Below are 25,969 nucleotides of genomic sequence, written 5' to 3'. Positions count from 1 at the left end.
TCTACGAGCCCTGTGCTTTTTCTTCTCACCAGCTTTGTTCGTTCATCGATACCTTCTAAACCTAAGAAGACCAACCTTAACAGTATAGACTGAGAGATAATCTTCACAATGCCCAAGCCTTTGGCGTAACCTTCGTTGAACTGAAATCCGCTTCCAAAGTAGCCCAACACGTACAAGCTTTCCTAGTTATTCGGTTTTTAAAAGAATGGAAAAATGGAGTCAGTTACGCCAGAGAAGAATATTTCCAGACGTAGCGACTTGTGGAGTCCTACCGAGCGGAGAAGGGATTAGCGGGCAACAGAAACGCAACGTGCCCATGCGACGAAGCGGCTACCTCTTTTGCGTTTCCCCGCTAATCCCTTCGGAGCGGGCAGTGCACACTTCCCAGCTGGACGGAGCCTGGAGCCTAGACTGGAAATATTCTTCTCCCCACTACAGCCGCATGCACCCCTCGTATACAAACAACTTACATCCATTTATTATCTAAGAATGTTTGTCTCCATATCTTCATCGTATCAAAAAGCAAAAAAAGGGGGGCTCTTATACCTCCTCAAACTTATACTTTCTGCTACGTGAACAAAGAAGAGCCTCCCCTGCCATTACGGACAAAGGGAGGCCTCGTGCAGTTACGCATTTACTGATATTTTGCTTCCTGACGTTTTATTTCTTCCTCCGAGTTGCCCAATGCAGCTTGTGGGCCCTCGAAGTGCTTCCGATAATAAGCCAAATCCATGATCAGTAAGACAATGAACATGACAATCAAGGCGTAACCAGCTGTTTGATTGGGGGGAATCACCATCATGATCGAAATAAAGACGATCCAGAGCAGACTCAGTACATTGATAGGCTTGCTCCAGTTCCCCAAATTCCAGGGTCCGTAATGCTTCCGTTGAAATAATCCTTGTGCCTCCGCACGAAGCTTGAGATACAACGGAATACCGTAGGCGACATAAAGCCCAACGACACTGACCGCCGTAAGAAAGGCCAAGGTGGTATACGACGTGTTCGGATTGATACTTTTCACGATGTAATCGAACAAGGCAAGCGCGAATGAAAGAATGATCACCAGCCAGATCGCTTTTGCCGGTGTTCTGTACTTGGTTGATATTTCTGCCCAATGGCGGCTCCACGGCATTCCTTTATCACGTGAAAACGCATACAACATTCTCGAAAAGGAAGTAATCGAAGCCAAGCCGCAGAACCACATTGCAAAGGTGACCAGCCATAGCACAACCGAACCGAATGTCCCGCCTAATGCCTCGCTAATGACATAAATAAATGCGTTGTCCGCTTCGCTCGCAGCCGCTGCGTTTTTTATCGACAAGGTGACAAAAGCAAGCATGATAAAGCCAAAAATAAAGGAAAAGGCCACAGACGTATAAATTCCCCAAGCGGCACGAACACGCGGGTTAATCGTTTCTTCGATCGTATGCGCAGATGCATCATAGCCAGTGAATGTCCACTGTGCTTGTAACAATCCAATCAAAAAAGCAATCGCGTACGGTTTGTCAGAAAACGTTTGCCCTACTTGAAAGAGGTAATCAAGCGGTTGCAAATCATGGCGGGAGAAAAACACGAGGCTTCCGACAAGGATGATAACTACACCGATATGATACCAAGCTGAAAAGTCATTTAACCTGGCCACCAGCCGAATTCCAATGTGATTAAATGTGCCATGCAGCAACAGTGTTATCCCGAACAAAATTAACGTGGTCGTTTCTGTCGAAGTATAGCCAAAAGCACTGGCGAGCAGCGGATCGGCAAACAATGAGAACGAATAGTCTATACCCGCGACAATCCCGATTTGGCCGATGAGATTAATCCATGCGGTATACCAGCCCCATCGTTTGCTTCCTAAAATCGCTGCCCAGTGATACAACGCCCCAGCTGTAGGGATGGCTGATGCGAGTTCGGACATAGATGCTGCAATCAGAATGACGAATAGCGCCACTAACGTCCAACCGAAGCCCATCATTCCTGAACCGCCATACAAGAGACCGTGACCGTACAAAGAAACAGCACCTGTCAAAATAGATATGATTGAAAATGAGATCGCAAAGTTCGAAAAGCCACCCATATCTCTTAATAATTCCTGCGCATACCCAAACTTGTTCAGGTCTTTCTTATCCTCGAGTAATTGCTGTTCTTTTTCCTGCTGCATCTGTTATCCCTCCCCTCACTTCTCTGATTGGGAACCGATAAAGCTCTCATGTGCGCTTTCATCAAATTGCCGGACGCTTTCGTTTGCCCGATATCCAATGGCTATGGCAACTCCAATCGTAACAAGCAATAAGATGACACCCAGAGCAAGCATAGTCTCCCTCCTTTCGTCCTAGATGCAATTACTTGACAAGATGGCAGGAATAGTACATTTTACGTATCAATTCTTCTGCTAGACCACCTCATTTCGCTCGCTTGAGCAAAACAAAAGAGCAACTCATGAGAGCTGCTCCTCTTGATAACTGGCACCTTTTTGGGCTTGCAGATAATACGCTACGTCTTCACTTGGCAAAGGTTTGCTGAACAAATAGCCTTGAACCTCTTCACATAGATGTGCCTGTAAAAAAGCAAGCTCCTCCTTCGTTTCCACTCCTTCTGCGATCACGTTCAATTGCAAATGATGGGCCATGGAAATTATCGTCGACACGATGGCCTGATTGGAAGGCTGCTCGATCATATCACGTACAAATGAGCGATCTATTTTCAAACGATTCAAAGGAAATTCTTTTAGATAGTAAAGAGAGCTATAGCCTGTTCCAAAATCATCAATGGCTACATGTACGCCTAGCTGCTTCAGTTCCTTAAGTGCCTGTGTGGCTCGTTGGACATCAATCATACTGCTTTCAGTGATCTCAAGCTCCAAATATTCCGGTGCTAATCCCGTCTGCTCCAGGATTTCAGCGACCATCTGGGTAAAGTCTTGCTTGAGGAATTGACGGGCAGAAAGATTCACGGCTACACGAAGCGGCGACAACCCTTGTGCCTGCCATTGCTTGTTCTGTGTGCAGGCTGTCCGAAGCACCCACTCTCCAATCGGTACGATCAAACCGGTTTCTTCCGCTACATGGATGAACTGGTCTGGCAATAGCAAGCCACGCTCAGGATGCTCCCAACGAATGAGCGCTTCTACACCAACGATTTCTCCCGATTTGGCACTAACCTGTGGCTGGTAATGCAGCAAAAATTCGTTACGAGCCAATGCGCGGTTCAATTCATTTTGAATGTTCATTTTGTCACTGACTGCTTGCTCAAGATTCGGTACGTACAAGTGGAAGCTGTTCTTTCCTTTGTCTTTTGCTGCATACATGGCCGCATCTGCGTTTCGCATCAAGACACTTCTGTCTTGCCCATCCTCTGGATATCGGGATATTCCGATACTTGTTGTTATGAATAGCTCGTGCCCGTGAATAAGAAATGGCTGTTCAATTCTTACATTGATTTCAGTTGCCATTGCGGAAACTTCCTCTTCCGTGACATCGGTAAGAATCACCATAAATTCGTCTCCGCCAAGCCTGCTCACCATTCCTTTCTCTCGTGCACACGCCTTCAATCGTACGGAAGCTTCCTGGAGCAGCAGGTCGCCAAAATCATGGCCCAGGGAATCATTCACCAGCTTGAAATGGTCGAGATCAAGAAACAACACGTATACCTGCTGATTCGTTTTCTTTGCCTCCATGATCATATGATCCAACTGCTGTTCGACAAAACGTCGATTCGGCAGACCCGTCAAGGAATCGTGAAAAGCGAGATAATTGATTTTTGCCTCGTATTCCTTCTTATTCGTAATGTCTCTTACAATCATGAATACGCCCGTTATTATCTGATCTGCAAATACCGGAATATGGGTGATGTTCAGATGGAGCAGATTGTTCTCGGTCGTCGTCAACGTAATTTCGTAGTTGCGCGCTTCCCCTTCAACCGCACTCACGAAATGTGTCGTGATGAGCTGAGCATCTGAGGCGGGACACATCGTCTTCAATTTTTCGAGGGGTAAGCTCCGCTCTTTCGTCAGTCTTATCGCTGCTGGATTCATGACGCTTTGGCTACCGTCAATGGAGTAGAAGATTACGCCGTCGTAATTGTGCTCAAATAGTGATTTATAGCGTTGATCACTCTCCAGAATGCGCAAGGTCTTCCCTGCAAACTGCTTGTCCACATAGATAGAAGCCAAGGTCACGAGAAGGATCAACACAATAACAATTCCGATCATGTAAGCGATTAGACCCGAATCATCATCCGTGATTACTCCCATGGCCGTGTTTTGATGAGCGACAAAGGTTGTAGCGTACATACCTGTATAGTGCATGCCAGTGATGGCTGCCCCCATCAAGAGCCCTGCAAAAATTTTTCGCCAGAGTCCTTTCACTGGGTCTACCGTGCGTAGTTGAAACGTCAGAATCAGCGCTACCATGGAAACAATAATGGCAACCCATATAGATACAGTGAACCATACCCAATTATAAATAATCGTGGCATTCATCAGCATAGCTGCCATACCGGTGTAATGCATCCCGGCAATACCAGATCCAATGATCACCGAGCCTGTAACGACCCGTGTTTTGGACATAGACTGCTCGCTCACGATCCATAATGTAATCGCTGAAGATAAAATGGCCAGTACAATCGAGAAAAATACAATCAGGTAGTCATACTGGACGGCAATGGGCAAATGCAAGGCAAGCATGGCAACAAAATGCATGGCCCAAATACCAAGCCCCATGGAAATGGCTCCTGCACATAACCAAAATACACGTCCCCTGCCTTTTGCATAATGGAGACGTGCGCCTAAATCTAACGCTGTGTATGACGCCATTGCTGAAATAAAATAAGAGAGGAAAACCAGTGTCATACTATAAGATTGGTTAAGACTATTCATTACATTCTCCTTACATGCTGCTATACACACGTTGCTGTGACATTCTCCCATCTTATCCGTTTTATAATTTCATGGCAAGAAGGCGACGTCATTCGCATTTGGGGATACTACAGACGAGTGCTGCCGATAGGAGGGAGATTTCCTTGATCCGTATGGGCTATGCGTGTATCAGTGTCAAGACGAAAAACAATCCAAACAAGAAAACAACCGTCGCCCAAGTAAATAAATTGGACCCACAAGCCCGGTTAAAAAAGCTGCGTCAAGTCATGCAAGCTAACTTCTTCAATTTAATGGATCTGCTCGCTTACAACGTTGAGAATCACATCTTTTTGTATCGTCTTCCGTCCGAATTTGTTCCGTTGGCTACTCATCCAGTGGCCGCTGAATGGGATTGGGGAAAAGAATTCGCTTGGGATTTCCAGAAAGCTGGTACCTTTATCCGCAACAATGGCATTCGCCTGACTGCACATCCTGGGCACTACAGCATTCTTAACAGTGACAAGCCTTCTGTGCTGGAAACGACGATCGCCGATTTTTCCTACCATGCGAAAGTATTTGATTTACTTGGACTCGACGATAATTCCGTGCTGGTGACTCATGTAGGAGGCGTATACGAGGACAAAGCTTCTTCGCTTGATCGATTTGCATCCAATTTCGAGCTGCTACCTGAGAACGTAAAAAGGCGATTAGTTGTAGAAAATGATGACATGTCTTTTACGATGCGGGAGGTATTGGAATTATGCGAGCGGATCGGTGTGCCCATGGTTCTTGATATTCATCACCATTCTTGTCATTCTGACGGTGAAGACTGGACGGAATACCTTCCACGCATTATTCAAACCTGGGGATATCGTACTCCGAAGATGCATATGTCCTCTCCTAAATCGGAAAAAGAGTTCCGCTCTCATGCAGACGATATTGATCCAGATGCTTTCCTTACATTTGTCAGTGCGCTTACCGACTACAATGTAGACATTGTATTGGAATGCAAAAATAAAGATGATGCCCTACTGACATTAAGACGCGAGCTGAAGAAAAAAGGAGTCGCTGTCGAAGCATTTACCAAGTGAGCATGGAGATAAGGACGCCGCTTAGTTAGCTGGCGTCCTCGCTCGTGCGCTTCAAAATGAACATCCGCAGTCACACCCGTGTCTATCTCTAGAACCCCGTCTATACCTATAATCGTACCCGCCGGAAGAGGAGCCTCTGCCACTTGAAGATGATGAAGAACCTCGCCCGAAGGAACTGCTTCCATCATTCCATAATTGGCAACGGTCATGATAATGCCGCATTCTTCGTTCATGATGCCTGTAGTGTCTGCGGTAATCCATGAATTTACGGCGATTTTCACGATGCTCTTCGCATTTGTGGCGGAAATATTGCATCCGGTCCATATGGAATTGGAATTTGAACAGGTACAGCTCCAGATCCTTTGCTATGTTATCATTTGGTCGCACATTCGGCATAATGTTTGGTCTGATATTTGGCCGTATATTTGGTCTTAAATTTGGCCTCATGTTTGGGCTCTCGTTCGGTCGTACATTTGGTCCGACATTCGGTCTCATGTTTGGTCTCATGTTTGGCGGCATGTTTGGACTTTCATTCGGCCTTACGTTCGGTCTGACATTTGGTCTCATATTTGGGCTCTCATTCGGTCTGACATTTGGTCTGACATTTGGTCGAACATTTGGTCTCAAGTTCGGGCTCTCATTTGGCCTGACATTAGGGAAAGGATTTGGCATCGGGTTCGCAGGCATCCGATTCGGGGGCATTGGATTAGGCGGCATTGGATTGGCTGGCATCCGATTGGGTGGCATCACATTTGGTACATTCGGATTCGCCAGATTGGGAGCTGGCATGATCGGTTTTTGTGGCATCGGGCGGGCAGGAATGGAATGATTGGGATTGAGTGGACTTTCCGAACTCGGTTTTTCAGTTGATGGCTTCATTGGTGAAGGCATCGATGGAGATGGCAATGGCATCGCTGAAGAAGGCGGTTTCGGCATTTCTTTAGGACGCCTTGGGAGTGCGGTAGGCATTGGCGGCATCTTACGTCGCTTTTCCACGGAATCTACACGTCCTTTCGGATGAACTAACACAGTACATGGTATGACATTTATCCCACTCGAGAGACGACTCTCGCCCAGTTCGAAAAAATGGACTAAGCCCGTTTTTTCTTCTCTAGGGAAGCCGCCGTGACAAGATCGCCTTGACTACACGTTCACATTTGATACAATAACAACAATAAATAAAATAATCAGACAGTTGCACATGGACGAAAGTGAGGAAGAACGTATGCCGCCAAAAAGCAGGCTTACAAGAAGTTCATCCAATCACATATACACTCTCGAGCGAGGGGTTAGGATATGATATCCTAACCCCTCGCTCTTTTCGTTCTCTGCTCTGCTAAAGGAGGAAATTACAGATGAATCAACAACAAGCAAACGTATTGAAAATGAATGGGGACCAGCTACAAATCAACGACGTTGTTTCCATCGCACGAAACGGCGTCCACATCCAATTAACCGAAGAAGCACTTGAAAATGTTCGTACGTCCCGTGCCATGGTCGAGAGAATGGTCTCCCAACAGCAGGTCGTATATGGAATCACAACCGGCTTTGGGAAATTCTCCGACGTCATGATCCACGATGAGGATGTAAGCAAGCTGCAAGAAAACTTGATTATGAGTCATGCTTGCGGTATGGGTGAGCCTTATGCTGTCGAAGTTGTCCGTGCCATGATGGCATTACGTATTAATGCTTTGGCAAAAGGCTTTTCCGGAATTCGTGAAGAAACCTTGCTTCATCTCGTAGAACTGTGCAACCGCGGTGTTCACCCGCTCATTCCACAACAAGGCTCTCTTGGGGCCAGCGGCGATCTAGCCCCTCTCGCTCATATGGTATTGGTCATGCTCGGCAAAGGTGAAGCACTCGTCAATGGAAAACGTCTATCTGGCAAAGAAGCGCTGCGTGAAGTGGGGCTCTCTCCTATTCGACTGGAGGCAAAAGAGGGTCTGGCTCTGATTAATGGCACACAGGCCATGACTGCACAGCTCTGCCTCGCCTTGTACGATTCGCGAATTCTGCTGGAAAGCGCTGAATTAATTGCTGCCATGACGATCGAGGCGCTTCGCGGCATTCCAAAAGCCTTTGATCCACAGCTACATCTCGTCAGACCGCATCCAGGACAGCAAGAATCAGCGAAACGCTTGCTTCAGCACTTGGCCGGCAGCAAACGAACGACCCAGCAGGGTGAGCTGCGCGTACAGGATCCGTACAGTCTGCGTTGCCTCCCGCAAGTGCACGGCGCAACTCGTGATACACTGGAGTATGTCTGGACCACAGTGACTCGTGAGTGCAATAGCGTCACGGATAATCCCATTCTTTTCACAGAAACAGGCGATGTCATTTCCGGCGGTAATTTTCACGGTCAGCCGATGGCGTTCGCGGCTGATTTCCTTGCAATCGCGATGGCTGAGCTGGCAAACATTTCAGAGCGCCGCACAGAACGTCTCGTCAATCCACAGCTAAGTGGTCTACCCGGGTTTTTAACGGAAAATGGCGGACTTCATTCCGGTTTTATGATTACGCAATATGTAGCCGCTTCCATCGTTTCGGAAAACAAGGTGCTATGTCATCCTGCATCGGTCGATTCGATCCCATCGTCTGCCAATCAGGAAGACCATGTCAGCATGGGAACAACATCGGCTCGCAAGCTTCGCACGATCGTATCGAATGTCACCAAGGTGCTTGCCATTGAGTATTTGGCAGCAGCACAAGCCATTGATTTTGGCTCCGGAGATCTGGGAGTAGGGACAGCGAGAGCCTATGAAGAATTGCGCCGTGCCATTCCTCGCCTCCACGAAGACCGCGAAATGCATCCTGATTTGGTAAAGACAGAAGAGCTGATCCAGCGAGGGACTCTGGCCTTCACTCCGAATTGATCGTTCGTGTATAGGAACCATCGTCATTCTCTGCTATGATGGAGCTAAGGATAAGCAAGTTTGGAGGGCTGTCTCGTGAATGCAAGCAGAGAACTAGATCATCCTGAATACTTGTTGCTGTTTGATGGGGTTTGTCATTTGTGCCATGGTGCTGTTCAATTTATTTTAAAGCGCGATCCGCATGGACATATCCATTTTGCTTCCTTGCAGTCACAAAAGGCACAGGAGCTTTTGGCTCATTACAAGTATGTAGGAAAAGACATGTCTTCCGTGGTCTTTATCGCCCATGGACAGCTATATACGAAGTCAGATGCAATCTTGCAGGTCGGGAGAAAGCTTCATGGCGGATGGCCGTTTCTCTCTACTCTGGCCCGGGTCATTCCTAGACCGATCCGCGATCGCATCTATGATTGGGTTGCAAAAAATCGCTATCGGTGGATGGGAAAAGCAGAGCAATGCATGCTGCCTACTCCCCAGATCAGATCCCGCTTCATTGATTAAACAAAGGAGAAGCCGCTGTCATCAAGCGGCTTCTCCTTTTTATTGGCTATGCGGACTCATTTCCTTTTAAATGACAACCCATTTTCCTCCAAAGCTGTCCGAAGCTTCGGCATTGATGCTGGCCCCATTCCGTGAAACTTCAAGATTTCTTTTTCGCTATAGTTCGAAAGCTGTTGCAATGAAGTGATTCCGTTGTGCTCCAAAGCTCTTCTTGCTGGTGCCGAGAGAAGTGACAGGAAACCTGAGTCCGGTTTGTGTTCCTGCTCACACTTCGGACATGTTGGACAATCGCTACTCTTCTCGTATTGATGTCCATGCTCGCATGTTCGTAGCGTCTTATTGGAAGATGTCATTTCTGAAGTATCCTTTTTATTTCGACGTCGCTTGTGGATGCTCGTTGCTCACATAATCAGCGGCTTTGGCATTTGCCTCTACTTGAGCTGGGCTCTTGCTGCCTGGAATCACTGTGGTGACAGCCGGATGCTTGAGGCACCATGCCAATGCCCACTGCGCCATATCCATTCCTTCAGGGACTTCATTTTTCTTGATTTCTTCTACTTGAACCAACAGCTTGTTGACATGCTCCTGATCGTGTCGATGCCGTACATCATTTCCTTCGAAGACAGAACCTGGTTTGTACTTCCCGCTTAAATAACCACTTGCCAACGGAACGCGGGCCAACACACCCAGGTCCTGCTGTTGGCATGAAGCAAATACACCCTCCTCCGGCTTTTGATCCAGACGATTGTACACGACTTGGATTGCCTTTGCATTTACCGAAGTAGCTGCCGCAGTTTGATGCATATTGTCATTTTTCGCAATCGAGAGGCCGAGATGAAGAATCGTCCCTGCCTGCACCTGCTTGTCGAGGTAGGTCCACAAGTCATCATTGTCAAAAGCCTCGTCCGGCCCAGAATGGAATTGGTACAAGTCAATGTAATCCGTTTGCAAGGCTTTCAGCGATTTTTCTAACTGCTGCTGAACTTCACTTGCTCCGTAATGATTGGTTCGAGAAAATTTGTCGTGAAAATGATGGCCGAATTTCGTCGCGACAATCCAGTCTTCTCGGCGATTTTTTTGCAAATATCCGCCGATAAGCTGTTCGGACAGATGATCTCCGTAGCATTCTGCCGTATCAATCAAGTTGATGCCGAGCTCTTTTGCTTTGTCGAGAATCTGGTCAACAGCTCCTTGGGAGAAATCCATTCCCCACTCCCCGCCAAACTGCCAGGTACCTACTCCGATCACAGATACGTTCAGATCGGTTTTTCCTAATCTCCGGTACTTCATTGCCCGATTCCTCCCCATCCTATATAAACGAGAATTCCCTGAACGAATGTTCGCTCAGGGTGAAGACTAAAAAAAATTATATGCTTTTCTCGATGTTCAATTGGCTCACAAAATCTTGCAGATTCCCTTTTCGTTCCTTGCGCATTTTCTTACGCTCATCCGCAGTTGCCATCAGTCTCTCTTCTTCCTCTGTTTCCGGGACAATCGCAGGCACATCCGTCGGATTCCCTTCCTCATCTAGCGCCACAAAGGTGAGAAACGATGTCGCAGTCAAAATGCGCTTACCCGTCTGGAGATTTTCCGAGATGACTTTCACGAATACCTCCATGGACGTTCTGCCTGTAGACGAAACAAACGCTTCCAGGCAGATCGAATGTCCCATTTTGACGGGCGCAAGAAAGTCGATGGAGTCAATCGACGCTGTCACGACAGGACGACGTGAATGTCGCATCGCAGCGATTGCAGCTACCTCATCTATATAAGCCATCATCGTACCACCAAAAATAGTCCCATGGTAATTCGTATCAGATGGCTGAACCAGTGATGCCTGAATTGTACGAGATTCTTGAGTTGTCTTGACGTTCATCGCTGTTGCTCCTTTATAAATCTACTTGATGCATACACCATCATAACACAAGGCATTCAACGTTCCAATTGGTAGCTGCTCGCAAGCATCCCTTCCACTCTTTCTGCATCCTCTTTTAAAAGATAGCGCAACAATGGGAGATTCCACTCATAAGCTGGCCGATAGCCTTCTAAAGCAAAAAGCTTCTCGTCGATATGCGTGGCAAGCTTTCTACGCACTGGACTGGCACAGTAAAACTGCTCCAAATAATCCGTGCCCCATCTGGAAAAGGCAGACGTCTCATTGGTAACCGCCGTTAACAGTATATCCTCCCCTGTATCAATCAAATCGATCGGATACAGCTGACAGCTAAATGGCTTCATAGGCTCAATTTCTCGACCGGCTTGCTCCGCATAGGCATGAATCGCACAGCCGTACCGCCCATTGTTTTCTTGATAAAAAAGACAATTGCCATGCCGCATGCGAATGGTACCAGGGCGTTCATTGCGGTCCCATACTCCATCCGCCAGCCAATGCTTGCGTTCAGACTCGTCCTTCAAACCAGCAGAGATAGAGGGGATTTCCCCCTCCATGATCGGTATTTGCCATTCTTCAACCGCGTAGGGTTGTCCACCTTCGCAACAAGTCTCTCGATGAACAGTCCTGCAATTCCAACAGTCCAAGTGAAACAAGGCATGGAGTGCAGTCACATCAACCAAATACCGTCCTGCCCTCACGAAGGAATGCTTGTTTTTCTTTATATATTTTTCGCAGTGGTACGCCTCTTTATCAGACATCGGATCGGGCGTACCTACATAACGAAAAGCTCGCTTCGTTTTCATTTTTGCAAAACGATCTCCGCTTCTGTTCCAAAAATACGCAGACTGTCTTCCTCAATGCTAGCCAAATCCACTTCATCACCCGGAATCTCCATCAGGATTTCCATTTCTTCGCCTTCTTCTGTCGTAAACACAAGCAGGAGATCTTTTTCTTCAAATTCATTGTCAGTCAGTTTGATTTCGAGGAGCTCGGCTTGAAACTGTGTTACCTCTTCCTCTTCTTCACTATCTGTATCCCATTGGGTAAAAGTCACGGAAGCCTTTTGATTTTTATACTCCGCCAACAGTTGAATCAATTGTTCGTGTTGCTGAATGTCCATCTTGTAATCCCTCCGAAATTGTTCATACATACAGCCCATCATAACAAAGTAGCTCTTAAAAAGCCAAAAAGAAATACCGCTTCGCCAAAGGAAGCGGCTATTTCTCTTCTGCCTGCTAGCTTACCTTGCTGATTGTCTGGGCTAACGCAAAATCTTTGCCGGTTAAACCTTTTGCCTCGCGGGTTGCTAGCGTAAACGTGACCGTTCCACCTGTCAGATGAATTTCGACATGCTGATTGTCATGCTCAAGCATCTCTGCCACACGGTTTACGAAACTGATTGCGGTCGAAAAGTCTCGACAGTGGTACGTGCGTGATAGTGCCATCCGGTCTTCTACCAGCTTCCAGCCAGGTACCTTGCTCAGATACAATTTGACCTGTTCCAAAGACAGCTTGCTCATTTTAGCAATGCCCCCTTTTTACCCGATGAACGGTTGTAAGACCATCATATTCACGAGACGTACAGGTTAGTCACGCTTATCCTCACCCTATTGCTTCACTGCGTAAAAAATCATTCGTGGTGATTCGTGCGCCACATATTCTTCAAATTGATAATTCCCAAATACTTGAATTTGTCCGAATCCCGCTTCTTTTAGCATCGCCATCATTTGCTCTACAGAAAATAACCGAACCTGCTCCATATACTCACGTGGCTCATTTGACGACTCGTCGGTAATCTGTATCCGCTTTTTGACAAATCCATCCTGTATCCAGCGCTCTTCCTGAATCAACATCCCACTGACTTCCTTCGTGGAATGCGGCACGAGATTTTCTATAACGAACGCTGCATTCAAAAAATCAATGATCACTTCACCTTTTGTTTTGAGCGCTTGCGCCATGTTACGGATAACCGTTGCATTTTCTTCATCTGTGGTGAAATAGCCAAAGCTGGTAAACAAATTTACAACGATATCAAACTCTTCGTGAAACGGAATGTCACGCATGTCACAGCGGGCAAAACTTAGCTGTGGAAAGGTGTTTTGTTCCTCTGCCAACTGCAAAAGAACAGGCGACAAATCCACACCAACTACTTCATACCCCCGGCGAGCCAGCGCACGCGAATGACGCCCGCTCCCGCAGCAAAGATCAAGAACCCGTCCTGTGTCTTTCACCGGCAATTGTTCCAACAGATTAGCGATCTCTCCATCTGCTGCCGAATCGTCCCTATGACGATACACAAGCACGTAATCTTCGCGAAAGCTGCGTTCAAACCATTCTTCTGCCATGTCTGAGCTCCTTTAATTCTAAGATGTTCTTATTATACCACAGTGGGGTTTATCCGTAGGCGATTTGCGTGCCGCAAAGTGTACGAAAGCATGTCGAAAAAAAATACGCGACAACCACTTCACATACATACTGTATGTATGTTAAATTTAACTCATCCATTCGTGAAGGAGAGATCGTTATGAAGGTAAACAGCTTTTATCCTGTCATTCTGACAGAACAAGTGGGGGCCAGCGCCAAGTTTTATCGTGAACACTTCGGATTTGAAGTTGTTTTCGAAGCAGACTGGTATGTGAGCCTGCAAAATCAGAGCAGCACGCAGACATTTGAGCTAGCCATCTTAGATCCTACGCACAACACGATTTCACAAGGCTTCCGCAAGCCTATTGCAGGTGGTCTTATCCTTAATTTCGAAGTCGATGATGTTGATGCTGAGTACGAGAGACTCATCGTGAAAGAAGGTCTCCCCCTCCATCTCGACATTCGAGACGAGGATTTCGGTCAGCGTCATTTCATTACATCCGATCCGAACGGCATTTTGCTCGATATAATCAAAGTGATTCCACCTTCCGAATCGTTTGCTGACAATTATGTAGATAATGCTTAAACTAGCGTGCAATCTCCTTTCATCTATGATAAAACGGGTTTATACGAAAGAGTCTGACGGGAGATAAGTGTAAGATGAAGATGTCCAAAGCAGAGCAAAAACAGCAGACGATTCAAAATCTGATGGAAGTTGCCAGAGAGATGTTCTCCACGCAAGGCTACGCGGATGCCGCCATGGAAGAGATCGTTAAACGGGCTGGCGTAACTCGTGGCGCACTATACCATCATTTTGGAAGCAAAGAGGGCTTGTTTCAGGCAGTATTGGCTTCTGTGCAAAAAGAAATCGGTGACCAGGTGGAAGCAGAAGCTGCGAAAAGCGATGACCCTTGGCAGCAATTGATCTTGGGTTGTCTTGCTTTCGTCTCTTCGGCCGTTGAACATCGCAACAGACGAATATTGCTTATCGATGGTCCATCTGTCATTGGGTGGGAGACTTGGCGACGAATGGACGAGGAAAACTCCATGCGACATCTTAGAGAACAGCTCCACATCATGCAGGAGCAAGGATATCTGCTTCCTGTTTCCATCGATGCACTGACGCATTTGCTGTCTGGTGCCATGAATGAAGCCGTACTCTGGATTTCAGAAACAACTGATCATAAGCAATCCCTAGCAGAAATTTCAACTGCGATCTCACTTCTATTGGAAGGATATCGCGCTAAATAAAGGCAAAGCACCCCTGCCATTCGCCACTTATGGGCAAATACAGGGGTGCTTTTTAAGTTGGACATATTTTTATGAAGAGAATCGCGTAGCTCGTCCAATGCGAATCTTTTCAGCAGCCCGCGCAATAATGCTCTCTACGGAAGATGGGTCCTCTACAACGTCGTATTCGTTAATATTGACCCGCAAAATCGGACAAGAAGTAAAGGAAGAAATCCAGCTGTCATAGCGTCCAAACAGATCCTGCCAGTAATCCACAGGAGTCTGTTGCTCCATCGGACGCCCGCGCTCTTTCACGCGGCCGATAATATCATCGAAGCTTCCTTCCAAATAGATCAAAATATCCGGGTGCGGGAAGTAAGGCGTCATGACCATCGCTTCAAAAAGTTCTGTATAAGTGCGGTAATCTTCTTCTGTCATGTTGCCTTGCTCGTACAGCATGCGGGCAAAAATCCCGGTATCCTCATAGATGGAACGATCTTGGACAAAACCGCCGCCATAATCGAACATCCGTTTTTGCTCCTTAAAGCGCTCTGCCAAAAAGAATATTTGCAAATGAAAGCCCCAACGCGATAAATCATTATAGTAACGGCCCAAATACGGGTTATTGTCCACTTTCTCAACGGAAACACGAAATCCGAGCTGATCTGCCAGCGCATGTGTAAAGGTGGATTTTCCTACCCCTACCGTTCCTCCGATCGTAATCACTGCGTTGCTTGGTATTCCGTATTTCTCACGAAGCTGGCTGTTTTGAAACCTAGACATGTACGCAACTCCTTATCCCCATGCTTACTTTTCCTTCGTTCCCTATACCTCTTGCGCCATCAACTCTTGAATCCGTGGCGTAATTCGATCCAGTACAACCTTTAAATCCTCTGGTCTATGTACGAAATCCAAATGGTCACAATCGAGTTTGATGACTGGTGTATCTGGATGATGCTTTTCAAACGCTTCCATAAAATCATTGTAATCAGCAATCAGGTTCTCCATATAGGTGATATCCATACTGCGCTCCATTTCGCGATCTCGCATTGCAATCCGTTTCATAACGGTCTCAATCGAAGCCGTCATGTAGATCACCAAATGTGCCTGTGGCAAATCCTCTGTCAGGATATCATAAATTTTGAGGTACTTCGGCAGGTTATCTCCTGTTAACGTTCGTTTGGCAAAAATCGTATTTTTGAAAATATTGTAATCAGAAACGACGGAAACACCCTGATTCAGAAACTTGGAATGAATATCCTGCAGCTGCTTGTAACGATTGCAGAGGAAAAACATCTCAAGCTGAAAGCTCCATTCTGCAATATTTTCATAAAATTTTCCTAAGAATGGGTTTTCGTAGACGATTTCTTCCAGCAGCTGCAAATTACAAGCACGGCTTAGTTCCCGTGATAAAGAGGTTTTCCCAATACCAATAGGTCCCTCAACGGTAATCAATATGGACTTCATGTATGCTTCGATTCCTTTCAAGAAAATGAGAGCACTCCATATTGTAGCATGTGTGTAAGCGTTTGTCGAAAATATTCGCAATGTGTCGTTTGGTAGATGATGGAATGATTTGCTCACTAAAAAACTGCCCTTCGTAAAGAGCAGTAGCATTCTTACGTAAAATATTCAACTCGTGCATGCGGGAACAATCGGCCAATTTCCCTTTCCAAATGAGCCTGCAACGCTTTTGCTTGGAGGTCAGGATAGACGTACTTCCCTTTCCCGTACTTCCCCCACTTGTACTTGCGCTCTTCTTCTTTCATCTCCAGCTTCGTTTTCGGGTAGCGTTGCAAAATAAGGCTTTTGGCGATCTTGGTGAAACGATGCTGAATCAGCTCGAAGGTCAAATCCTCCATCGCTTCGGGAACCAATTGCGCACGCAGTCTTTCCAGCAAATCGGTATACCCCTCTTCCCAGCCGTCAAACCAATACAAAGGAGCCAAAATAAAGCCGAGCGGATAACCGGCTTTCGCTACCTTCCCAGCTGCCTCCAGTCGCTGGTGAAAGCTGGAGGTGCCTGGCTCAAAGTTTTTGATGACATAGTCAGCATTCATGCTGAATCGAAATCGCGTATGCTTATTGTGCTTGGCATCCAGCAAGGAATCTACGTGGTGAAATTTGGTCACGAAACGCAACCGTCCAAACTCCTGCTGGCCCATAAACTCAATCGCTCGCTTCAGATTGCCCGTAATATGCTCGATGCTGACAGGATCGGATGTACAGGCTGCCTCAAATCGCGTAATTTCTCCCGGGCGTTCCTGAATGTACTTCTCGGCCTGTGCGAGAATCTCATCCGTATTGACATACACCCGAACATAAGGCTTCGTACCGATATTGGTGTTCAAATAACAATAATGACAGTGGGCAGCGCATCCCGTAGCGAGTGGAATGGCGTATTCTGCGGAAGGCTTGGAGGGCTCGAACTTCAGCGTTTTGCGTACACCGATGACCAGCGTTCGCTTTGCATTTCGGTATTTCTCCACTTCTGTGTCTCCGGGGATACCGCGTACCTGATTATGGCTGGTCGTCATCTGCATCGGAATTCCTTCCTTTTGAAAACGACGATACAGCTCTTGACCGAGTGGATAGTTCAGTGCGTTTGGCTCGACGAAAATGTAATCTGGAACAAATAGCTTGCTGCCTTTCTGCTCCTTCTTCTCAGGTCTTTCCAATAGTGTAGTCCCCATGTCCATCGCCCCCTCAAGCTAGTATGCCCGTGCAAATCCACTAGCGAAAAGGAGAAGTATGGCTGGACAAGTTCGTTAAATAAGGGTGTTTTTAAAATCCCGCAACAACGCCTTTGCTTGCTCCTCTTGATCTAGAGGCACTTGCAGTGTATAGACATGCCCTGCTTTTTTCGTTTGCCTGGACAAAAGCCTGACACGAATCCCTTTCATCTCTAAATAACGCCGGCATTCCTGCGCAATCCGCGGGAGGCCATACGATTCATGAATCGTAACCCATTTGATCCACATGCACCTGCACCCCACCCTTACACACTTCTTTCTTTTACAGTAAGCAGTGGACAGGCGATTGGTTCAACAAAAAAGAGAGCTGCTGACATTTTATGAAAACCGTTTTAGCATCTGCGCCGTCTAATAATGTAGGAGGGGGGAAAAGTGAATCTGGAACAGCTAGTCTCACGCGCAAAAGCTGGGGATGATGAAGCCTTTTTTCAGCTCGTCAGCCTTCATAAAGAACAACTGTATAAAGTAGCCTACGCCTTTCTCCGCAATGAGACGGATGCATTAGAGGCCATTCAGGAAGCGACGTGCCGTTCTTATCTCAAGCTGGCACGGTTGAAACAGCCTGCGTATTTTCGTACATGGCTGACACGTATCCTCATTCATGTTTGTCTCGATGAACAAAAACGTCGAAAACGGATCATTTTGGACCCAATGGACGAAGACTCCCTTGAACGTACAACGACTCCTATGGACGAACAAAATGTCGAGCGCATCCAAATTGAAGAAGCTCTCGCTCGACTAAGCCCGGAATATCGCCACATCATTATTTTGAAATATTTCGAAGATCGGACCATACGCGAAATAGCAAAGGCACTCGGTCATCCGGAAGGTACGATCAAAACTTGGTTACACAAGGCTTTAGGTGCACTTCGTAAAGATCTCGGGAAAGGCTGGTGAGTCTCATGTGTGAAAATGATAATGCGAGTCCATCCATGGCTCCTCCTGAGATCGATTCATACATTCGAAAAGGGATGGAGCAAGCAAAAGAACTGAGACAAAAACGGAACCGTAATCGATGGATACGCATTAGTTCGAGTCTGGTTGCCTGTTCGTTGGTTCTTGTTTTGATTTTTTCCATTCGTCATTCTCCCGCGATTGCGGCTTATGTCAGCACGATTCCCGGGATGGAAAAGATTGTGGAGTTCCTTCGTGATGACAAAGGCTTGCAATTGGCCGCTGAAAACAATCTCGTCCAACATATTGGTGCCAGTGGTTCACTAGAGGGTGTGACTTTTACCATCGATCAAGTTCTTGCAGATGAAAAACGGATGCTCCTCTTCTATACACTGAAGAATACACTCAACGATAAAGAAGTAGCACTGCACAAGATCGAGTTGTTTGATCAGACAGGAAAAGAATGGGAGCATGGCGCTTCCTGGTCTAGTTTGGGAAGTGAAGATTCCGTCATTCAAGATCGTATTGATATCCTGATCGACGAAGAAACTGAAATCCCAGACGCGATGACAGCAAAAATCACACTGGAAATTGATAACATCAAACAAGACACTCCACTGATGGTTGACTTTGCTGTCGACAAAAACAAGTACAAGACACTTGAGAAAAAAGTGTATCCGGTAATGAAGGAAGTCACAGTTGACGGACAGCGTTTTACGATTGAGCAAATTACGGTATTTCCCACACAAACAGAAGTAAGTATCCGCTTTGATCCTGCTAACAAAAAACATGTGTTTGATTTTGATAAGCTACGAGTCGTGAATGAAAAAGGGCAAACATTCGCTTTCTGGGGGAATGGGGTTCCTGTTCGAGACAACGGAGAGAATGGGAAGGTATACCATTTGGAGAGCATTTACTTTGTGGAGTCCGAAAAGCTGTACCTCAAAGCGAATGGCATTCGTGCCTTGGACAAAGATCAATTGCAAGTCGTTATCGACGCGAAGAATGGCACACTGACAAAAGTACCGAATGATCGCCTGCAATTAAAGGCGTTGCGTCAAGTCGATGATGTTGTTGGCATGGATTTCTCTTTGAAGGTGCCGTCTCAAGATTACCATTCTCACATCTCGCTTGGAAATGGCCTGATTGACGACCTGGGCAATGAGTATGATTACGTGCAAGGCACCTCTTCTTCTGCATCTGATGATGAATCGATTCAGAACTATTCGCTTCTGTACAAGCGGAAGACAAACAAGGGCACGCCAAGTCACTACTCTTTTATTTTGTCCAGCTATCCCGAACGACTTCAAGGTACTTTCTCTGTTGAAATCAAATAATCAATGCCCCGCAGCGATTGCACGTATTTGCATCACTGTGGGGCATTTGTATGTTGTATAGCTTAGTCGACAACTGCCCAGTGGTTGGTCGGTCCGTGCCCGCCACCTAATTGCGGTGCTGTCTTAATTGCTTCGAAGATAAACCGATTCGCTTTTTCAACAGCAGTGATTAGCGGTGTATTTTTGGCCAGCTCTGCTGTAAGAGCCGCTGAAAATGTGCAGCCTGTGCCGTGCGTATGACGTGTATGAATACGCTCATGGGCAATCTCATGAAAAGCAGTGCCGTCGAACAAAATATCCACGACTACATCCCCATGCATATGTCCACCCTTCATCAAGACATTGCGAGCGCCTAACGCATGAATCGCTTTTGCCCCTTCACGCATCTCTTCTGTCGTCTCGATTCTCATACCGGTCAAGCATTCTGCTTCCGGTAAATTAGGTGTGACGACCTCAGCCAATGGCAACAACTCTTTTTTCAATGCAACGATCGCCTCATCCAGAAGTAGTTTTGACCCTCCCTTGGCAATCATCACCGGGTCTACCACCAGCTTTTTCAGGCCAAATGCTTTTACCTCTACCGCAACAGCACGAATGATATCAGCGTTAAACAGCATTCCCGTCTTCGCTGCGTCAGCGCCAAGATCACGCAGCACCTCATGCATTTGCTGTGCAACCGCTTCTGTCGGCAACGGATAAACGCCTGCTACGCCCAATGTATTTTGCGCCGTGATCGCCGTGATCGCACTCATTCCATACACACCGAGCTGGTGAAAGGTTTTCAGATCTGCCTGAATCCCTGCTCCCCCACCGCTATCTGAACCTGCTATTGTCAATGCTTTCGCAATCGTGCTCATGTTATTCCCTCCTGCTTTCCACCTTTTCTCATCTGAGTATACCATCCGCTTGTCCCATTCGGTATACTTAAGGAATGTTTGTAATAAAGGGGACTACTCCATGTCATATCGTATCTTTTATTGGTTGACCTTTCTCATCCCGACGATCATCATCGGGGGCTTCGAGTTCATCCGTCACGACTTTTTGCTTCCCTATATGTCTATGGAAGCTGGAAATGTGTACATTACGCTATTGACGCTATTTCTCTCTTTTTTATTCGCTACCTGGATGTTTCACACCCTAAAACAAATGAACGAACGAATTATCGAGGAACAAGCTCGCCGCGCTGTTTATGAAGAACGGGAACGTCTTGCCCGCGAATTGCACGACGGGATTGCCCAATCGTTGTTCTTCCTTAACGTGAAGCTGAAGCAGGGGCACCTTGACGATGCACGCGTCGCTGTTTCTGCTATCGACAATCATGTGCGGCAAGCGATCTTTAATTTGCGATCCTTGCCTGAGGAAGGCAGTCTGGATCAACGACTTGAGAAGTGGCTGACTCAATGGAGTGCTTTGTCGGGAATCGACGTTGTCTGTGAGCTGCATGTCAAAGACAGCTTCTTTACTCCCACAGCGGAAGTCCAGCTGTTCGGGATTATCCAGGAAGCATTTGCAAACATTCGCAAGCATTCGCAGGCCAAGCATACATGGATTCGCCTCGCGACAGATGAAGAATCTGGCTGGGTACTCTCCATTGAGGATGATGGTGTTGGGATTTCCAACCCTTCTCCTGATACGAAAAAATACGGTTTGTCGATGATGCGCGAGCGGGCACGTCAGCTGAACGCTTCCATTGACATTCAATTACGCCCTGAAGGCGGTACGATCATCCGCTTATCTTCTCATGCAGGAGGAACAACTCTATGAACGCTTACCGTGTATTGATCGCGGACGACCACCCCATGGCACGTATGGCGATTCGCAGTCTGCTTGATCCCGATCCCTCTTTTGAAGTCATCGGAGAAGCACAAAATGGCGAGGAAGCCTTTCTTCTATGCGGGCAAATCCAACCGGACCTTGTACTCATGGACATCAACATGCCGAAATGGAGCGGACTCGAAGCAACCCGCGAGGTAAAAAAAGCGTACCCGCATATCAAGGTTGTCATTCTCAGTGTCTCTGATGACGTTGCTGACCTGATCACGGCCATTCAGTTTGGCGCTCAAGGGTATTTGCTGAAAAACCTGGAGCCTGACGACTGGATCAACTACTTGCATGCCCTGCTCGGGGAGGACAGTGAGCTGACTCGCGAAATGGCAAATCGGCTGATGTACCGCTTCCGTCAAGAAGAAGTAACGGATGATATGGTTCCAGATGTTCTGACCCCGCGCGAACGGGAAATTGTCATGTATGTCGGTGCTGGAAAAACGAATCGGGAAATAAGCGAAGCGCTGATCATCGCAGAAAACACGGTGAAAAACCACCTAAAAAACATACTCGAAAAGCTACAGTTGGCCAATCGTGTCCAGCTCGCTGCTTATGCTGTTCGCCATCATTTGGTCATAAAATAATACGAAAAACATTGCTTTCCTCTCGATCAACTGTCATCCTAAGAAAGATACGTTTTCCACAGACATAAGAAATGCAGGTGATCCGCATGATTGAAGTCAAGACCTCCAAGCTAAGCAATGGAGAATTAAATAGAGGTGTGTTTGCCACGCAGGATATCCGAAAAGGCGACCTGATTCATGAAGCTCCCGTGCTTCCCTACCTGAACGAAGAGCATGAGCATATTGAGAAAACATTGCTCGCAGATTATGCTTTTGAGTACGGTGCCAATCATACAGCCTTCTTATTAGGATATGGCATGCTTTTTAATCACTCCTACACGCCAAATGCCACGTATGAGATTAATTTCGATAACCACACGTTTGATTTTTATGCGTATACGGACATTCAAGCGGGTGAAGAAATTTTAATCAACTACAATGGTGATGAGGACTGCGATGATCCGCTCTGGTTTTATGAGGACCAAGAGAAAGACGAGTCCAAATAGGTTACTTCACTTCACCAATAGCAAAAAACCCGGAGGCAGGCACTTGAAAAAGTGACCGTCATCCGGTTTTTTTGTGTAGATTGATAGGTCATAAACGCGGTACCACGCCTAAAAAATTTCGCTAATCAAATGGCCTTCTCGAAAAAAGATAGCCACAGACCAGGCTTTACTTCTTTTTTGCTTATCAACGTATAGCCATGTCTTTCATACAGACGAACAGCCGGTTCATTCAACGAACCAGTTGCTACAACGATTTTGCTGCAAGCGTGCTCGTGGACGGATGCAAGTAATTGACTCGCGATTCCCTTGCGAAAATGAGCGGGATCGACAATCATCCGATGAATATCCAACGTATCCCCCTCTATCAAGAAAGAAACAGCCCCTGCCAGCTCGTCTTCCACCAGATAACCGTAAAACGTTTCTCCACATGCCTTCAATTGTTCGATTGATTCGCGCAAGGGAGGAATATCCTCTGTACCAATCAGCTCAGCCTCTACTCGATAAGCCCTTTGCTGGATGTTCCAAAGCTTTTGCACAGTTTGTTCATCTTGCAAATCTAGACGCACGATCATTTCGTTTTCCCCCACTTCTAACTTCCCGGTGCTGATTCAAAACTGTAGTATACATATGGATCTTTTGGTGCGGGGACGGCTTCTACCTGTGTTGCTTTGAGGACAAGCATATCGTAACCGTCCACCTGACGCAGCTCCAGCTTACCGCGCACTTTTACCCAGCTATCTTTTGCCCATTTGCTCGCATCTTCCTTTTCTACCAAAACGCCATACACGCTGGAGTCTGCTGTGCAGCAAGTAACGGAAAAACGCGCCACAACAAATTGCTGCTTGGTAAAATCCGGCTGTCGGTAGACAAACCCCATTGTTTCCAGCTCTTTTCCGGCAAACTCCTTGGCGTATAGTTCCATCGTGGTAAGTCCATCCAGGAACACCTTGTCATCCAGTTGAATCACTGGCTGTTTGTGTAAAAAGACGGCGATATCGGTGTAAAAGTCACCAAATCCCCCATTCGAAAATCGTTGGCGTAATTCTTCGTCGTTCGTCGCTTGCACTGGGGGTGTTGCTACCTGATTTGTAGCCTCTGACTTTGGTTTTACGTTTGACTTGGCAGCTTCTATCGTCTCTGTTGTCTTTTTCGCATTTTCTGTTGCGTTCGCATTTGCAGTAACATCCGCCAGCTTGCGTACATCATTGCTGAGAAGCGTAATTCCCCGCTTTTCAGCTACGTCACTGCCTAGAATTTTATCCGGCATGACAAATCCCATGGCAATCGGCAACAAAAACAAACCATAAACCAAAATGGAGCCCATGCGTGTGCGCGGAACCTTATGCTGCTCCTCACAATCGCATTCATAAACACTACTGCCCACAAAGATTTGCCGTACGCTGACAATCGTCAGTCCTACCAAAATGACGAGAGTGACATAGCTGAACATATGTAATCGCGGTGCGAGATAGTGACTGAGCGTCTCAGACAGGATCAAATAAGCCAGCAGCAAAGTAATGCCTGCCAGTATCAGGCTACGCATGACATGATGGCGCTTCAGAATGTTCTGATCCATGTTTTCCTCCTTAGATCGGCATGAGCATAGTGACTACAATCACCAAGAGTGTAATGGCCACGACCAGCTTGACCACAAAGCCAAATCGAAATGTACCCAGAAGCATCAACGTCGTTTTCAGATCGAGCATGGGACCAAATACAAGAAACGCGAGCAGTGAGCTACTTGAAAACGTATTGGCAAAAGAAGCGGCGATAAACGCATCTGCCTCCGAGCAAAGCGAAAACAAGTACGCCATTCCCATCATGACCAGATTGGAGCTGAGTGGCGTTTGGCCGATCTCCATGAGCGTATCCCGACTGATGTACACCTGTAAAACGGCACTGATAAACGCACCAAACAACAAATATTTCCCCATGTCAAAAAACTCATCCACCGCGTGGGCAAACGTCGCAGACAGCTTTCCACTAGTCGCTTTGACGTGGTCTGCTTCATGACTGATTTGGGATTCCAGACCGAATCGTATCGGATTTTTTTTGACAAACAGCAGGACCAGCATGCCCACGAGGATGGCAACGACGAATCCCGCGATTCCCCGGTAGAGAGCCATTTCCGGCTGACGGGCAAAAGCGACATAGGTCGATGACAGAACAACAGGATTCACGATGGGGCCCGCCAGTAAAAAGACAATTCCGACTGACAGCGGCATCCCTTTTTGAATCAAGCGACGAACCACCGGGATAATCGCACACTCGCACACCGGAAACAAAAACCCGAGCAACCCGGCGAATGGCAGTGCCACGAGAGGATGCTTCGGTGTCCAACGCCTCACCTGTTCTTCTGTCACGAACGTCTGGATAAACGCAGAAAAAAATACACCCAAAAGGACAAACGGGATTGCTTCCAGCCAGATACTAAGGAAGAAGGTTTTCACATCGAGCCACAACGGGGACCACTCTATCCTCCAACCAGAAAACAAGCTGCTTCCTCCGCCCGTTGTTAACCAGACAACACCGAGACCAAGCAGGAGCGCCCCTATTATTTCAACAAGGAATTGGCGAATTTTCAGATGCAAACGGGTGACCTCTCCTCTCTACACACAAATAGGTATGATTCTTATTTAGATAGAGGCACCTGTTTTTCCTTCTGGTCTTTTTACTTTTTTTACAAGATCAACAGGTTGTACCTCCTTCCCTTTTCCCTTGAATCCGTCTTATAATAATGAAAATTGCACGGTTCGGGGTGAATGATGTGAGCGAAGAAATTCAACGCATTCCCACAGATTTAGATGTTTGTGAGGTACAGACAATCGATGAAGCCAAAGTAAACAGGCTTCGACCCAGAATGATTGAGACGGAAGGCGTCGCGTCCCTCTTCAAAGCTCTAGCGGACGATACCCGAGCAAAAATCATCTACGCTCTTGCACTCGAAGGTGAGTTATGTGTTTGTGATGTAGCGGCAACCATCAATAGCTCGATCCCCAATACCTCTCATCATCTGCGATTGCTAAAAAACATGGGCCTCGCCAAATATCGCAAAAATGGCAAGCTCGTCTATTACTCGCTCGATGATGATCATGTCCGGCATTTAATCCTATGCGGAATTGAACATGCGGCAGAATTGAAACAATCAAAAGCGTAAATCAGCGCGTTATGATGCAGGTCCGTCACTACAGTGGCGGATTTTTTTTTGCTGAATATAAAATAACATTCAAATAATTACTTGAATATAATAATGAATATGGTATGATTTAGTTAATCCTTATTTG

Annotated in this window: 31 protein-coding genes; 13 read left to right on the top strand and 18 right to left on the bottom strand. The window is 46.7% G+C overall.

Annotated features, from left to right (window positions below; genetic code table 11):
- Positions 1-634: 634 nt before the first annotated feature.
- The 3 genes from AB1L17_RS04050 to AB1L17_RS04040 form a co-directional block, all read right to left on the bottom strand.
- A complete protein-coding gene (locus tag AB1L17_RS04050; RefSeq protein ID WP_412843355.1) occupies positions 635-2,161 on the bottom strand; it encodes an amino acid permease in 1,527 nt (508 codons plus the stop codon).
- A 15-nt stretch (positions 2,162-2,176) separates the two neighbouring features.
- The gene (locus AB1L17_RS04045) at positions 2,177-2,314 is read right to left on the bottom strand and encodes a hypothetical protein (RefSeq protein WP_412843354.1); all 138 of its coding nucleotides are present in this window, start codon (positions 2,312-2,314) and stop codon (positions 2,177-2,179) included.
- Positions 2,315-2,437: 123 nt separating this feature from the next.
- The gene (locus AB1L17_RS04040) at positions 2,438-4,876 is read right to left on the bottom strand and encodes an EAL domain-containing protein (protein WP_412843353.1); all 2,439 of its coding nucleotides are present in this window, start codon (positions 4,874-4,876) and stop codon (positions 2,438-2,440) included.
- A gap of 143 nt (positions 4,877-5,019) precedes the next feature.
- On the opposite strand from AB1L17_RS04040, the gene uvsE reads away from it, so the two are divergent.
- The 5 genes from uvsE to AB1L17_RS04015 all read left to right on the top strand — a co-directional run bounded on the left by uvsE (position 5,020) and on the right by AB1L17_RS04015 (position 9,320).
- Positions 5,020-5,946: a UV DNA damage repair endonuclease UvsE gene (gene uvsE / locus AB1L17_RS04035; RefSeq protein ID WP_412843352.1), complete on the top strand. Its 927-nt coding sequence runs from the start codon at positions 5,020-5,022 to the stop codon at positions 5,944-5,946.
- A gap of 397 nt (positions 5,947-6,343) precedes the next feature.
- On the top strand, positions 6,344-6,775 hold the full coding sequence (locus AB1L17_RS04030) for a hypothetical protein (RefSeq protein WP_412843351.1): 432 nt from the start codon (positions 6,344-6,346) through the stop codon (positions 6,773-6,775).
- A complete protein-coding gene (locus AB1L17_RS04025; RefSeq protein WP_412843350.1) occupies positions 6,776-6,967 on the top strand; it encodes a hypothetical protein in 192 nt (63 codons plus the stop codon).
- 334 nt (positions 6,968-7,301) lie between these two features.
- Complete coding sequence (hutH, locus tag AB1L17_RS04020; protein ID WP_412843349.1) at positions 7,302-8,819, top strand: histidine ammonia-lyase; 1,518 nt, start codon at positions 7,302-7,304, stop codon at positions 8,817-8,819.
- A gap of 60 nt (positions 8,820-8,879) precedes the next feature.
- Positions 8,880-9,320, top strand: coding sequence for a thiol-disulfide oxidoreductase DCC family protein (locus AB1L17_RS04015; RefSeq protein WP_412843348.1), 441 nt, complete (start codon positions 8,880-8,882; stop codon positions 9,318-9,320).
- 56 nt (positions 9,321-9,376) lie between these two features.
- On the opposite strand, the gene AB1L17_RS04010 is transcribed toward AB1L17_RS04015, so the two are convergent.
- The 7 genes from AB1L17_RS04010 to AB1L17_RS03980 all read right to left on the bottom strand — a co-directional run bounded on the left by AB1L17_RS04010 (position 9,377) and on the right by AB1L17_RS03980 (position 13,559).
- Positions 9,377-9,673 carry an RNA polymerase alpha subunit C-terminal domain-containing protein gene (locus AB1L17_RS04010; RefSeq protein WP_412843347.1) on the bottom strand — a complete coding sequence of 99 codons (297 nt, stop codon included), beginning with the start codon at positions 9,671-9,673 and terminating at the stop codon, positions 9,377-9,379.
- 16 nt (positions 9,674-9,689) lie between these two features.
- Positions 9,690-10,610, bottom strand: a complete 921-nt coding sequence (locus AB1L17_RS04005; protein ID WP_412843346.1) for an aldo/keto reductase — start codon at positions 10,608-10,610, stop codon at positions 9,690-9,692.
- Between the two features lie 76 nt (positions 10,611-10,686).
- Positions 10,687-11,196 (bottom strand): acyl-CoA thioesterase, encoded by a 510-nt coding sequence (locus AB1L17_RS04000; RefSeq protein WP_412843345.1) that lies wholly within the window; start codon positions 11,194-11,196, stop codon positions 10,687-10,689.
- 56 nt (positions 11,197-11,252) lie between these two features.
- Complete coding sequence (locus tag AB1L17_RS03995) at positions 11,253-12,017, bottom strand: DUF3109 family protein (protein ID WP_412843344.1); 765 nt, start codon at positions 12,015-12,017, stop codon at positions 11,253-11,255.
- Positions 12,014-12,334 carry a hypothetical protein gene (locus AB1L17_RS03990; RefSeq protein WP_412843343.1) on the bottom strand — a complete coding sequence of 107 codons (321 nt, stop codon included), beginning with the start codon at positions 12,332-12,334 and terminating at the stop codon, positions 12,014-12,016. Before AB1L17_RS03990 ends, AB1L17_RS03995 begins: the two co-directional genes overlap by 4 nt.
- A gap of 115 nt (positions 12,335-12,449) precedes the next feature.
- The gene (locus AB1L17_RS03985) at positions 12,450-12,734 is read right to left on the bottom strand and encodes a 4a-hydroxytetrahydrobiopterin dehydratase (RefSeq protein ID WP_412843342.1); all 285 of its coding nucleotides are present in this window, start codon (positions 12,732-12,734) and stop codon (positions 12,450-12,452) included.
- A gap of 87 nt (positions 12,735-12,821) precedes the next feature.
- A complete protein-coding gene (locus tag AB1L17_RS03980; RefSeq protein ID WP_412843341.1) occupies positions 12,822-13,559 on the bottom strand; it encodes a class I SAM-dependent methyltransferase in 738 nt (245 codons plus the stop codon).
- Positions 13,560-13,738: 179 nt separating this feature from the next.
- On the opposite strand from AB1L17_RS03980, the gene AB1L17_RS03975 reads away from it, so the two are divergent.
- Together AB1L17_RS03975 and AB1L17_RS03970 are read left to right on the top strand one after the other, a co-directional pair.
- Positions 13,739-14,164: a VOC family protein gene (locus AB1L17_RS03975; protein WP_412843340.1), complete on the top strand. Its 426-nt coding sequence runs from the start codon at positions 13,739-13,741 to the stop codon at positions 14,162-14,164.
- A 74-nt stretch (positions 14,165-14,238) separates the two neighbouring features.
- Positions 14,239-14,829 (top strand): TetR/AcrR family transcriptional regulator, encoded by a 591-nt coding sequence (locus tag AB1L17_RS03970; RefSeq protein ID WP_412843339.1) that lies wholly within the window; start codon positions 14,239-14,241, stop codon positions 14,827-14,829.
- A 69-nt stretch (positions 14,830-14,898) separates the two neighbouring features.
- Here AB1L17_RS03970 and AB1L17_RS03965 read toward each other — a convergent pair whose 3' ends face one another.
- The 4 genes from AB1L17_RS03965 to AB1L17_RS03950 form a co-directional block, all read right to left on the bottom strand.
- Complete coding sequence (locus AB1L17_RS03965) at positions 14,899-15,591, bottom strand: deoxynucleoside kinase (RefSeq protein ID WP_412843338.1); 693 nt, start codon at positions 15,589-15,591, stop codon at positions 14,899-14,901.
- Positions 15,592-15,633: 42 nt separating this feature from the next.
- On the bottom strand, positions 15,634-16,275 hold the full coding sequence (locus tag AB1L17_RS03960; RefSeq protein WP_412843337.1) for a deoxynucleoside kinase: 642 nt from the start codon (positions 16,273-16,275) through the stop codon (positions 15,634-15,636).
- A 152-nt stretch (positions 16,276-16,427) separates the two neighbouring features.
- A complete protein-coding gene (gene splB, locus AB1L17_RS03955) occupies positions 16,428-17,501 on the bottom strand; it encodes a spore photoproduct lyase (RefSeq protein ID WP_412843336.1) in 1,074 nt (357 codons plus the stop codon).
- Positions 17,502-17,576: 75 nt separating this feature from the next.
- On the bottom strand, positions 17,577-17,789 hold the full coding sequence (locus tag AB1L17_RS03950; protein ID WP_412843335.1) for a hypothetical protein: 213 nt from the start codon (positions 17,787-17,789) through the stop codon (positions 17,577-17,579).
- 144 nt (positions 17,790-17,933) lie between these two features.
- Between AB1L17_RS03950 and AB1L17_RS03945 the strand changes: the two genes are divergently transcribed.
- Both AB1L17_RS03945 and AB1L17_RS03940 read left to right on the top strand, forming a co-directional pair.
- Positions 17,934-18,458 (top strand): sigma-70 family RNA polymerase sigma factor, encoded by a 525-nt coding sequence (locus tag AB1L17_RS03945; RefSeq protein ID WP_412843334.1) that lies wholly within the window; start codon positions 17,934-17,936, stop codon positions 18,456-18,458.
- A 5-nt stretch (positions 18,459-18,463) separates the two neighbouring features.
- Positions 18,464-19,792: a DUF4179 domain-containing protein gene (locus AB1L17_RS03940; protein ID WP_412843333.1), complete on the top strand. Its 1,329-nt coding sequence runs from the start codon at positions 18,464-18,466 to the stop codon at positions 19,790-19,792.
- Between the two features lie 62 nt (positions 19,793-19,854).
- On the opposite strand, the gene thiD is transcribed toward AB1L17_RS03940, so the two are convergent.
- Complete coding sequence (gene thiD / locus AB1L17_RS03935; RefSeq protein ID WP_412843332.1) at positions 19,855-20,649, bottom strand: bifunctional hydroxymethylpyrimidine kinase/phosphomethylpyrimidine kinase; 795 nt, start codon at positions 20,647-20,649, stop codon at positions 19,855-19,857.
- A 100-nt stretch (positions 20,650-20,749) separates the two neighbouring features.
- On the opposite strand from thiD, the gene AB1L17_RS03930 reads away from it, so the two are divergent.
- The 3 genes from AB1L17_RS03930 (at position 20,750) to AB1L17_RS03920 (ending at position 22,685) form a co-directional block, all read left to right on the top strand.
- Positions 20,750-21,556, top strand: a complete 807-nt coding sequence (locus AB1L17_RS03930; RefSeq protein WP_412843331.1) for a sensor histidine kinase — start codon at positions 20,750-20,752, stop codon at positions 21,554-21,556.
- Positions 21,553-22,200: a response regulator gene (locus AB1L17_RS03925; RefSeq protein WP_412843330.1), complete on the top strand. Its 648-nt coding sequence runs from the start codon at positions 21,553-21,555 to the stop codon at positions 22,198-22,200. Before AB1L17_RS03930 ends, AB1L17_RS03925 begins: the two co-directional genes overlap by 4 nt.
- Positions 22,201-22,286: 86 nt before the next feature.
- A complete protein-coding gene (locus tag AB1L17_RS03920) occupies positions 22,287-22,685 on the top strand; it encodes an SET domain-containing protein (protein ID WP_412843329.1) in 399 nt (132 codons plus the stop codon).
- A 125-nt stretch (positions 22,686-22,810) separates the two neighbouring features.
- On the opposite strand, the gene AB1L17_RS03915 is transcribed toward AB1L17_RS03920, so the two are convergent.
- The 3 genes from AB1L17_RS03915 to AB1L17_RS03905 are packed head-to-tail and all read right to left on the bottom strand — an operon-like array spanning position 22,811 to position 25,162.
- On the bottom strand, positions 22,811-23,257 hold the full coding sequence (locus tag AB1L17_RS03915; protein ID WP_412843328.1) for a GNAT family N-acetyltransferase: 447 nt from the start codon (positions 23,255-23,257) through the stop codon (positions 22,811-22,813).
- Positions 23,258-23,274: 17 nt separating this feature from the next.
- Positions 23,275-24,261 (bottom strand): TIGR03943 family putative permease subunit, encoded by a 987-nt coding sequence (locus AB1L17_RS03910; RefSeq protein ID WP_412843327.1) that lies wholly within the window; start codon positions 24,259-24,261, stop codon positions 23,275-23,277.
- 10 nt (positions 24,262-24,271) lie between these two features.
- On the bottom strand, positions 24,272-25,162 hold the full coding sequence (locus AB1L17_RS03905) for a permease (RefSeq protein WP_412843620.1): 891 nt from the start codon (positions 25,160-25,162) through the stop codon (positions 24,272-24,274).
- A gap of 290 nt (positions 25,163-25,452) precedes the next feature.
- On the opposite strand from AB1L17_RS03905, the gene AB1L17_RS03900 reads away from it, so the two are divergent.
- Positions 25,453-25,842: an ArsR/SmtB family transcription factor gene (locus AB1L17_RS03900; RefSeq protein WP_412843326.1), complete on the top strand. Its 390-nt coding sequence runs from the start codon at positions 25,453-25,455 to the stop codon at positions 25,840-25,842.
- The last annotated feature ends 127 nt before the right edge of the window (positions 25,843-25,969 follow it).

The organism is Brevibacillus jepli, assembly GCF_047229145.1.
GTDB lineage: Bacteria > Bacillota > Bacilli > Brevibacillales > Brevibacillaceae > Brevibacillus.
The sequence above is the reverse complement of the archived record's forward strand: the minus strand, read 5'-3'. Positions and strand labels throughout refer to the sequence as shown.

Excerpts from the sequence above, each read along its gene's own strand:
- AB1L17_RS04045 (WP_412843354.1), bottom strand. The coding sequence starts at position 2,314 with ATGCTTGCTCTGGGTGTCATCTTATTGCTTGTTACGATTGGAGTTGCC.
- AB1L17_RS03910 (WP_412843327.1), bottom strand. The coding sequence starts at position 24,261 with ATGGATCAGAACATTCTGAAGCGCCATCATGTCATGCGTAGCCTGATA.
- AB1L17_RS03970 (WP_412843339.1), top strand. The coding sequence starts at position 14,239 with ATGAAGATGTCCAAAGCAGAGCAAAAACAGCAGACGATTCAAAATCTG.
- AB1L17_RS03990 (WP_412843343.1), bottom strand. The coding sequence starts at position 12,334 with ATGGACATTCAGCAACACGAACAATTGATTCAACTGTTGGCGGAGTAT.
- AB1L17_RS04000 (WP_412843345.1), bottom strand. The coding sequence starts at position 11,196 with ATGAACGTCAAGACAACTCAAGAATCTCGTACAATTCAGGCATCACTG.
- thiD (WP_412843332.1), bottom strand. The coding sequence starts at position 20,649 with ATGAGCACGATTGCGAAAGCATTGACAATAGCAGGTTCAGATAGCGGT.
- AB1L17_RS03940 (WP_412843333.1), top strand. The coding sequence starts at position 18,464 with ATGTGTGAAAATGATAATGCGAGTCCATCCATGGCTCCTCCTGAGATC.
- AB1L17_RS03950 (WP_412843335.1), bottom strand. The coding sequence starts at position 17,789 with ATGTGGATCAAATGGGTTACGATTCATGAATCGTATGGCCTCCCGCGG.
- AB1L17_RS03920 (WP_412843329.1), top strand. The coding sequence starts at position 22,287 with ATGATTGAAGTCAAGACCTCCAAGCTAAGCAATGGAGAATTAAATAGA.
- AB1L17_RS03925 (WP_412843330.1), top strand. The coding sequence starts at position 21,553 with ATGAACGCTTACCGTGTATTGATCGCGGACGACCACCCCATGGCACGT.
- AB1L17_RS04005 (WP_412843346.1), bottom strand. The coding sequence starts at position 10,610 with ATGAAGTACCGGAGATTAGGAAAAACCGATCTGAACGTATCTGTGATC.
- AB1L17_RS03975 (WP_412843340.1), top strand. The coding sequence starts at position 13,739 with ATGAAGGTAAACAGCTTTTATCCTGTCATTCTGACAGAACAAGTGGGG.
- AB1L17_RS03995 (WP_412843344.1), bottom strand. The coding sequence starts at position 12,017 with ATGAAAACGAAGCGAGCTTTTCGTTATGTAGGTACGCCCGATCCGATG.
- hutH (WP_412843349.1), top strand. The coding sequence starts at position 7,302 with ATGAATCAACAACAAGCAAACGTATTGAAAATGAATGGGGACCAGCTA.
- AB1L17_RS03960 (WP_412843337.1), bottom strand. The coding sequence starts at position 16,275 with ATGAAGTCCATATTGATTACCGTTGAGGGACCTATTGGTATTGGGAAA.
- AB1L17_RS03930 (WP_412843331.1), top strand. The coding sequence starts at position 20,750 with ATGTCATATCGTATCTTTTATTGGTTGACCTTTCTCATCCCGACGATC.
- AB1L17_RS04050 (WP_412843355.1), bottom strand. The coding sequence starts at position 2,161 with ATGCAGCAGGAAAAAGAACAGCAATTACTCGAGGATAAGAAAGACCTG.
- AB1L17_RS04040 (WP_412843353.1), bottom strand. The coding sequence starts at position 4,876 with ATGAATAGTCTTAACCAATCTTATAGTATGACACTGGTTTTCCTCTCT.
- AB1L17_RS03965 (WP_412843338.1), bottom strand. The coding sequence starts at position 15,591 with ATGTCTAGGTTTCAAAACAGCCAGCTTCGTGAGAAATACGGAATACCA.
- AB1L17_RS04030 (WP_412843351.1), top strand. The coding sequence starts at position 6,344 with ATGTTTGGTCTGATATTTGGCCGTATATTTGGTCTTAAATTTGGCCTC.
- splB (WP_412843336.1), bottom strand. The coding sequence starts at position 17,501 with ATGGGGACTACACTATTGGAAAGACCTGAGAAGAAGGAGCAGAAAGGC.
- AB1L17_RS03985 (WP_412843342.1), bottom strand. The coding sequence starts at position 12,734 with ATGAGCAAGCTGTCTTTGGAACAGGTCAAATTGTATCTGAGCAAGGTA.
- AB1L17_RS04010 (WP_412843347.1), bottom strand. The coding sequence starts at position 9,673 with ATGACATCTTCCAATAAGACGCTACGAACATGCGAGCATGGACATCAA.
- AB1L17_RS03980 (WP_412843341.1), bottom strand. The coding sequence starts at position 13,559 with ATGGCAGAAGAATGGTTTGAACGCAGCTTTCGCGAAGATTACGTGCTT.
- AB1L17_RS03915 (WP_412843328.1), bottom strand. The coding sequence starts at position 23,257 with ATGATCGTGCGTCTAGATTTGCAAGATGAACAAACTGTGCAAAAGCTT.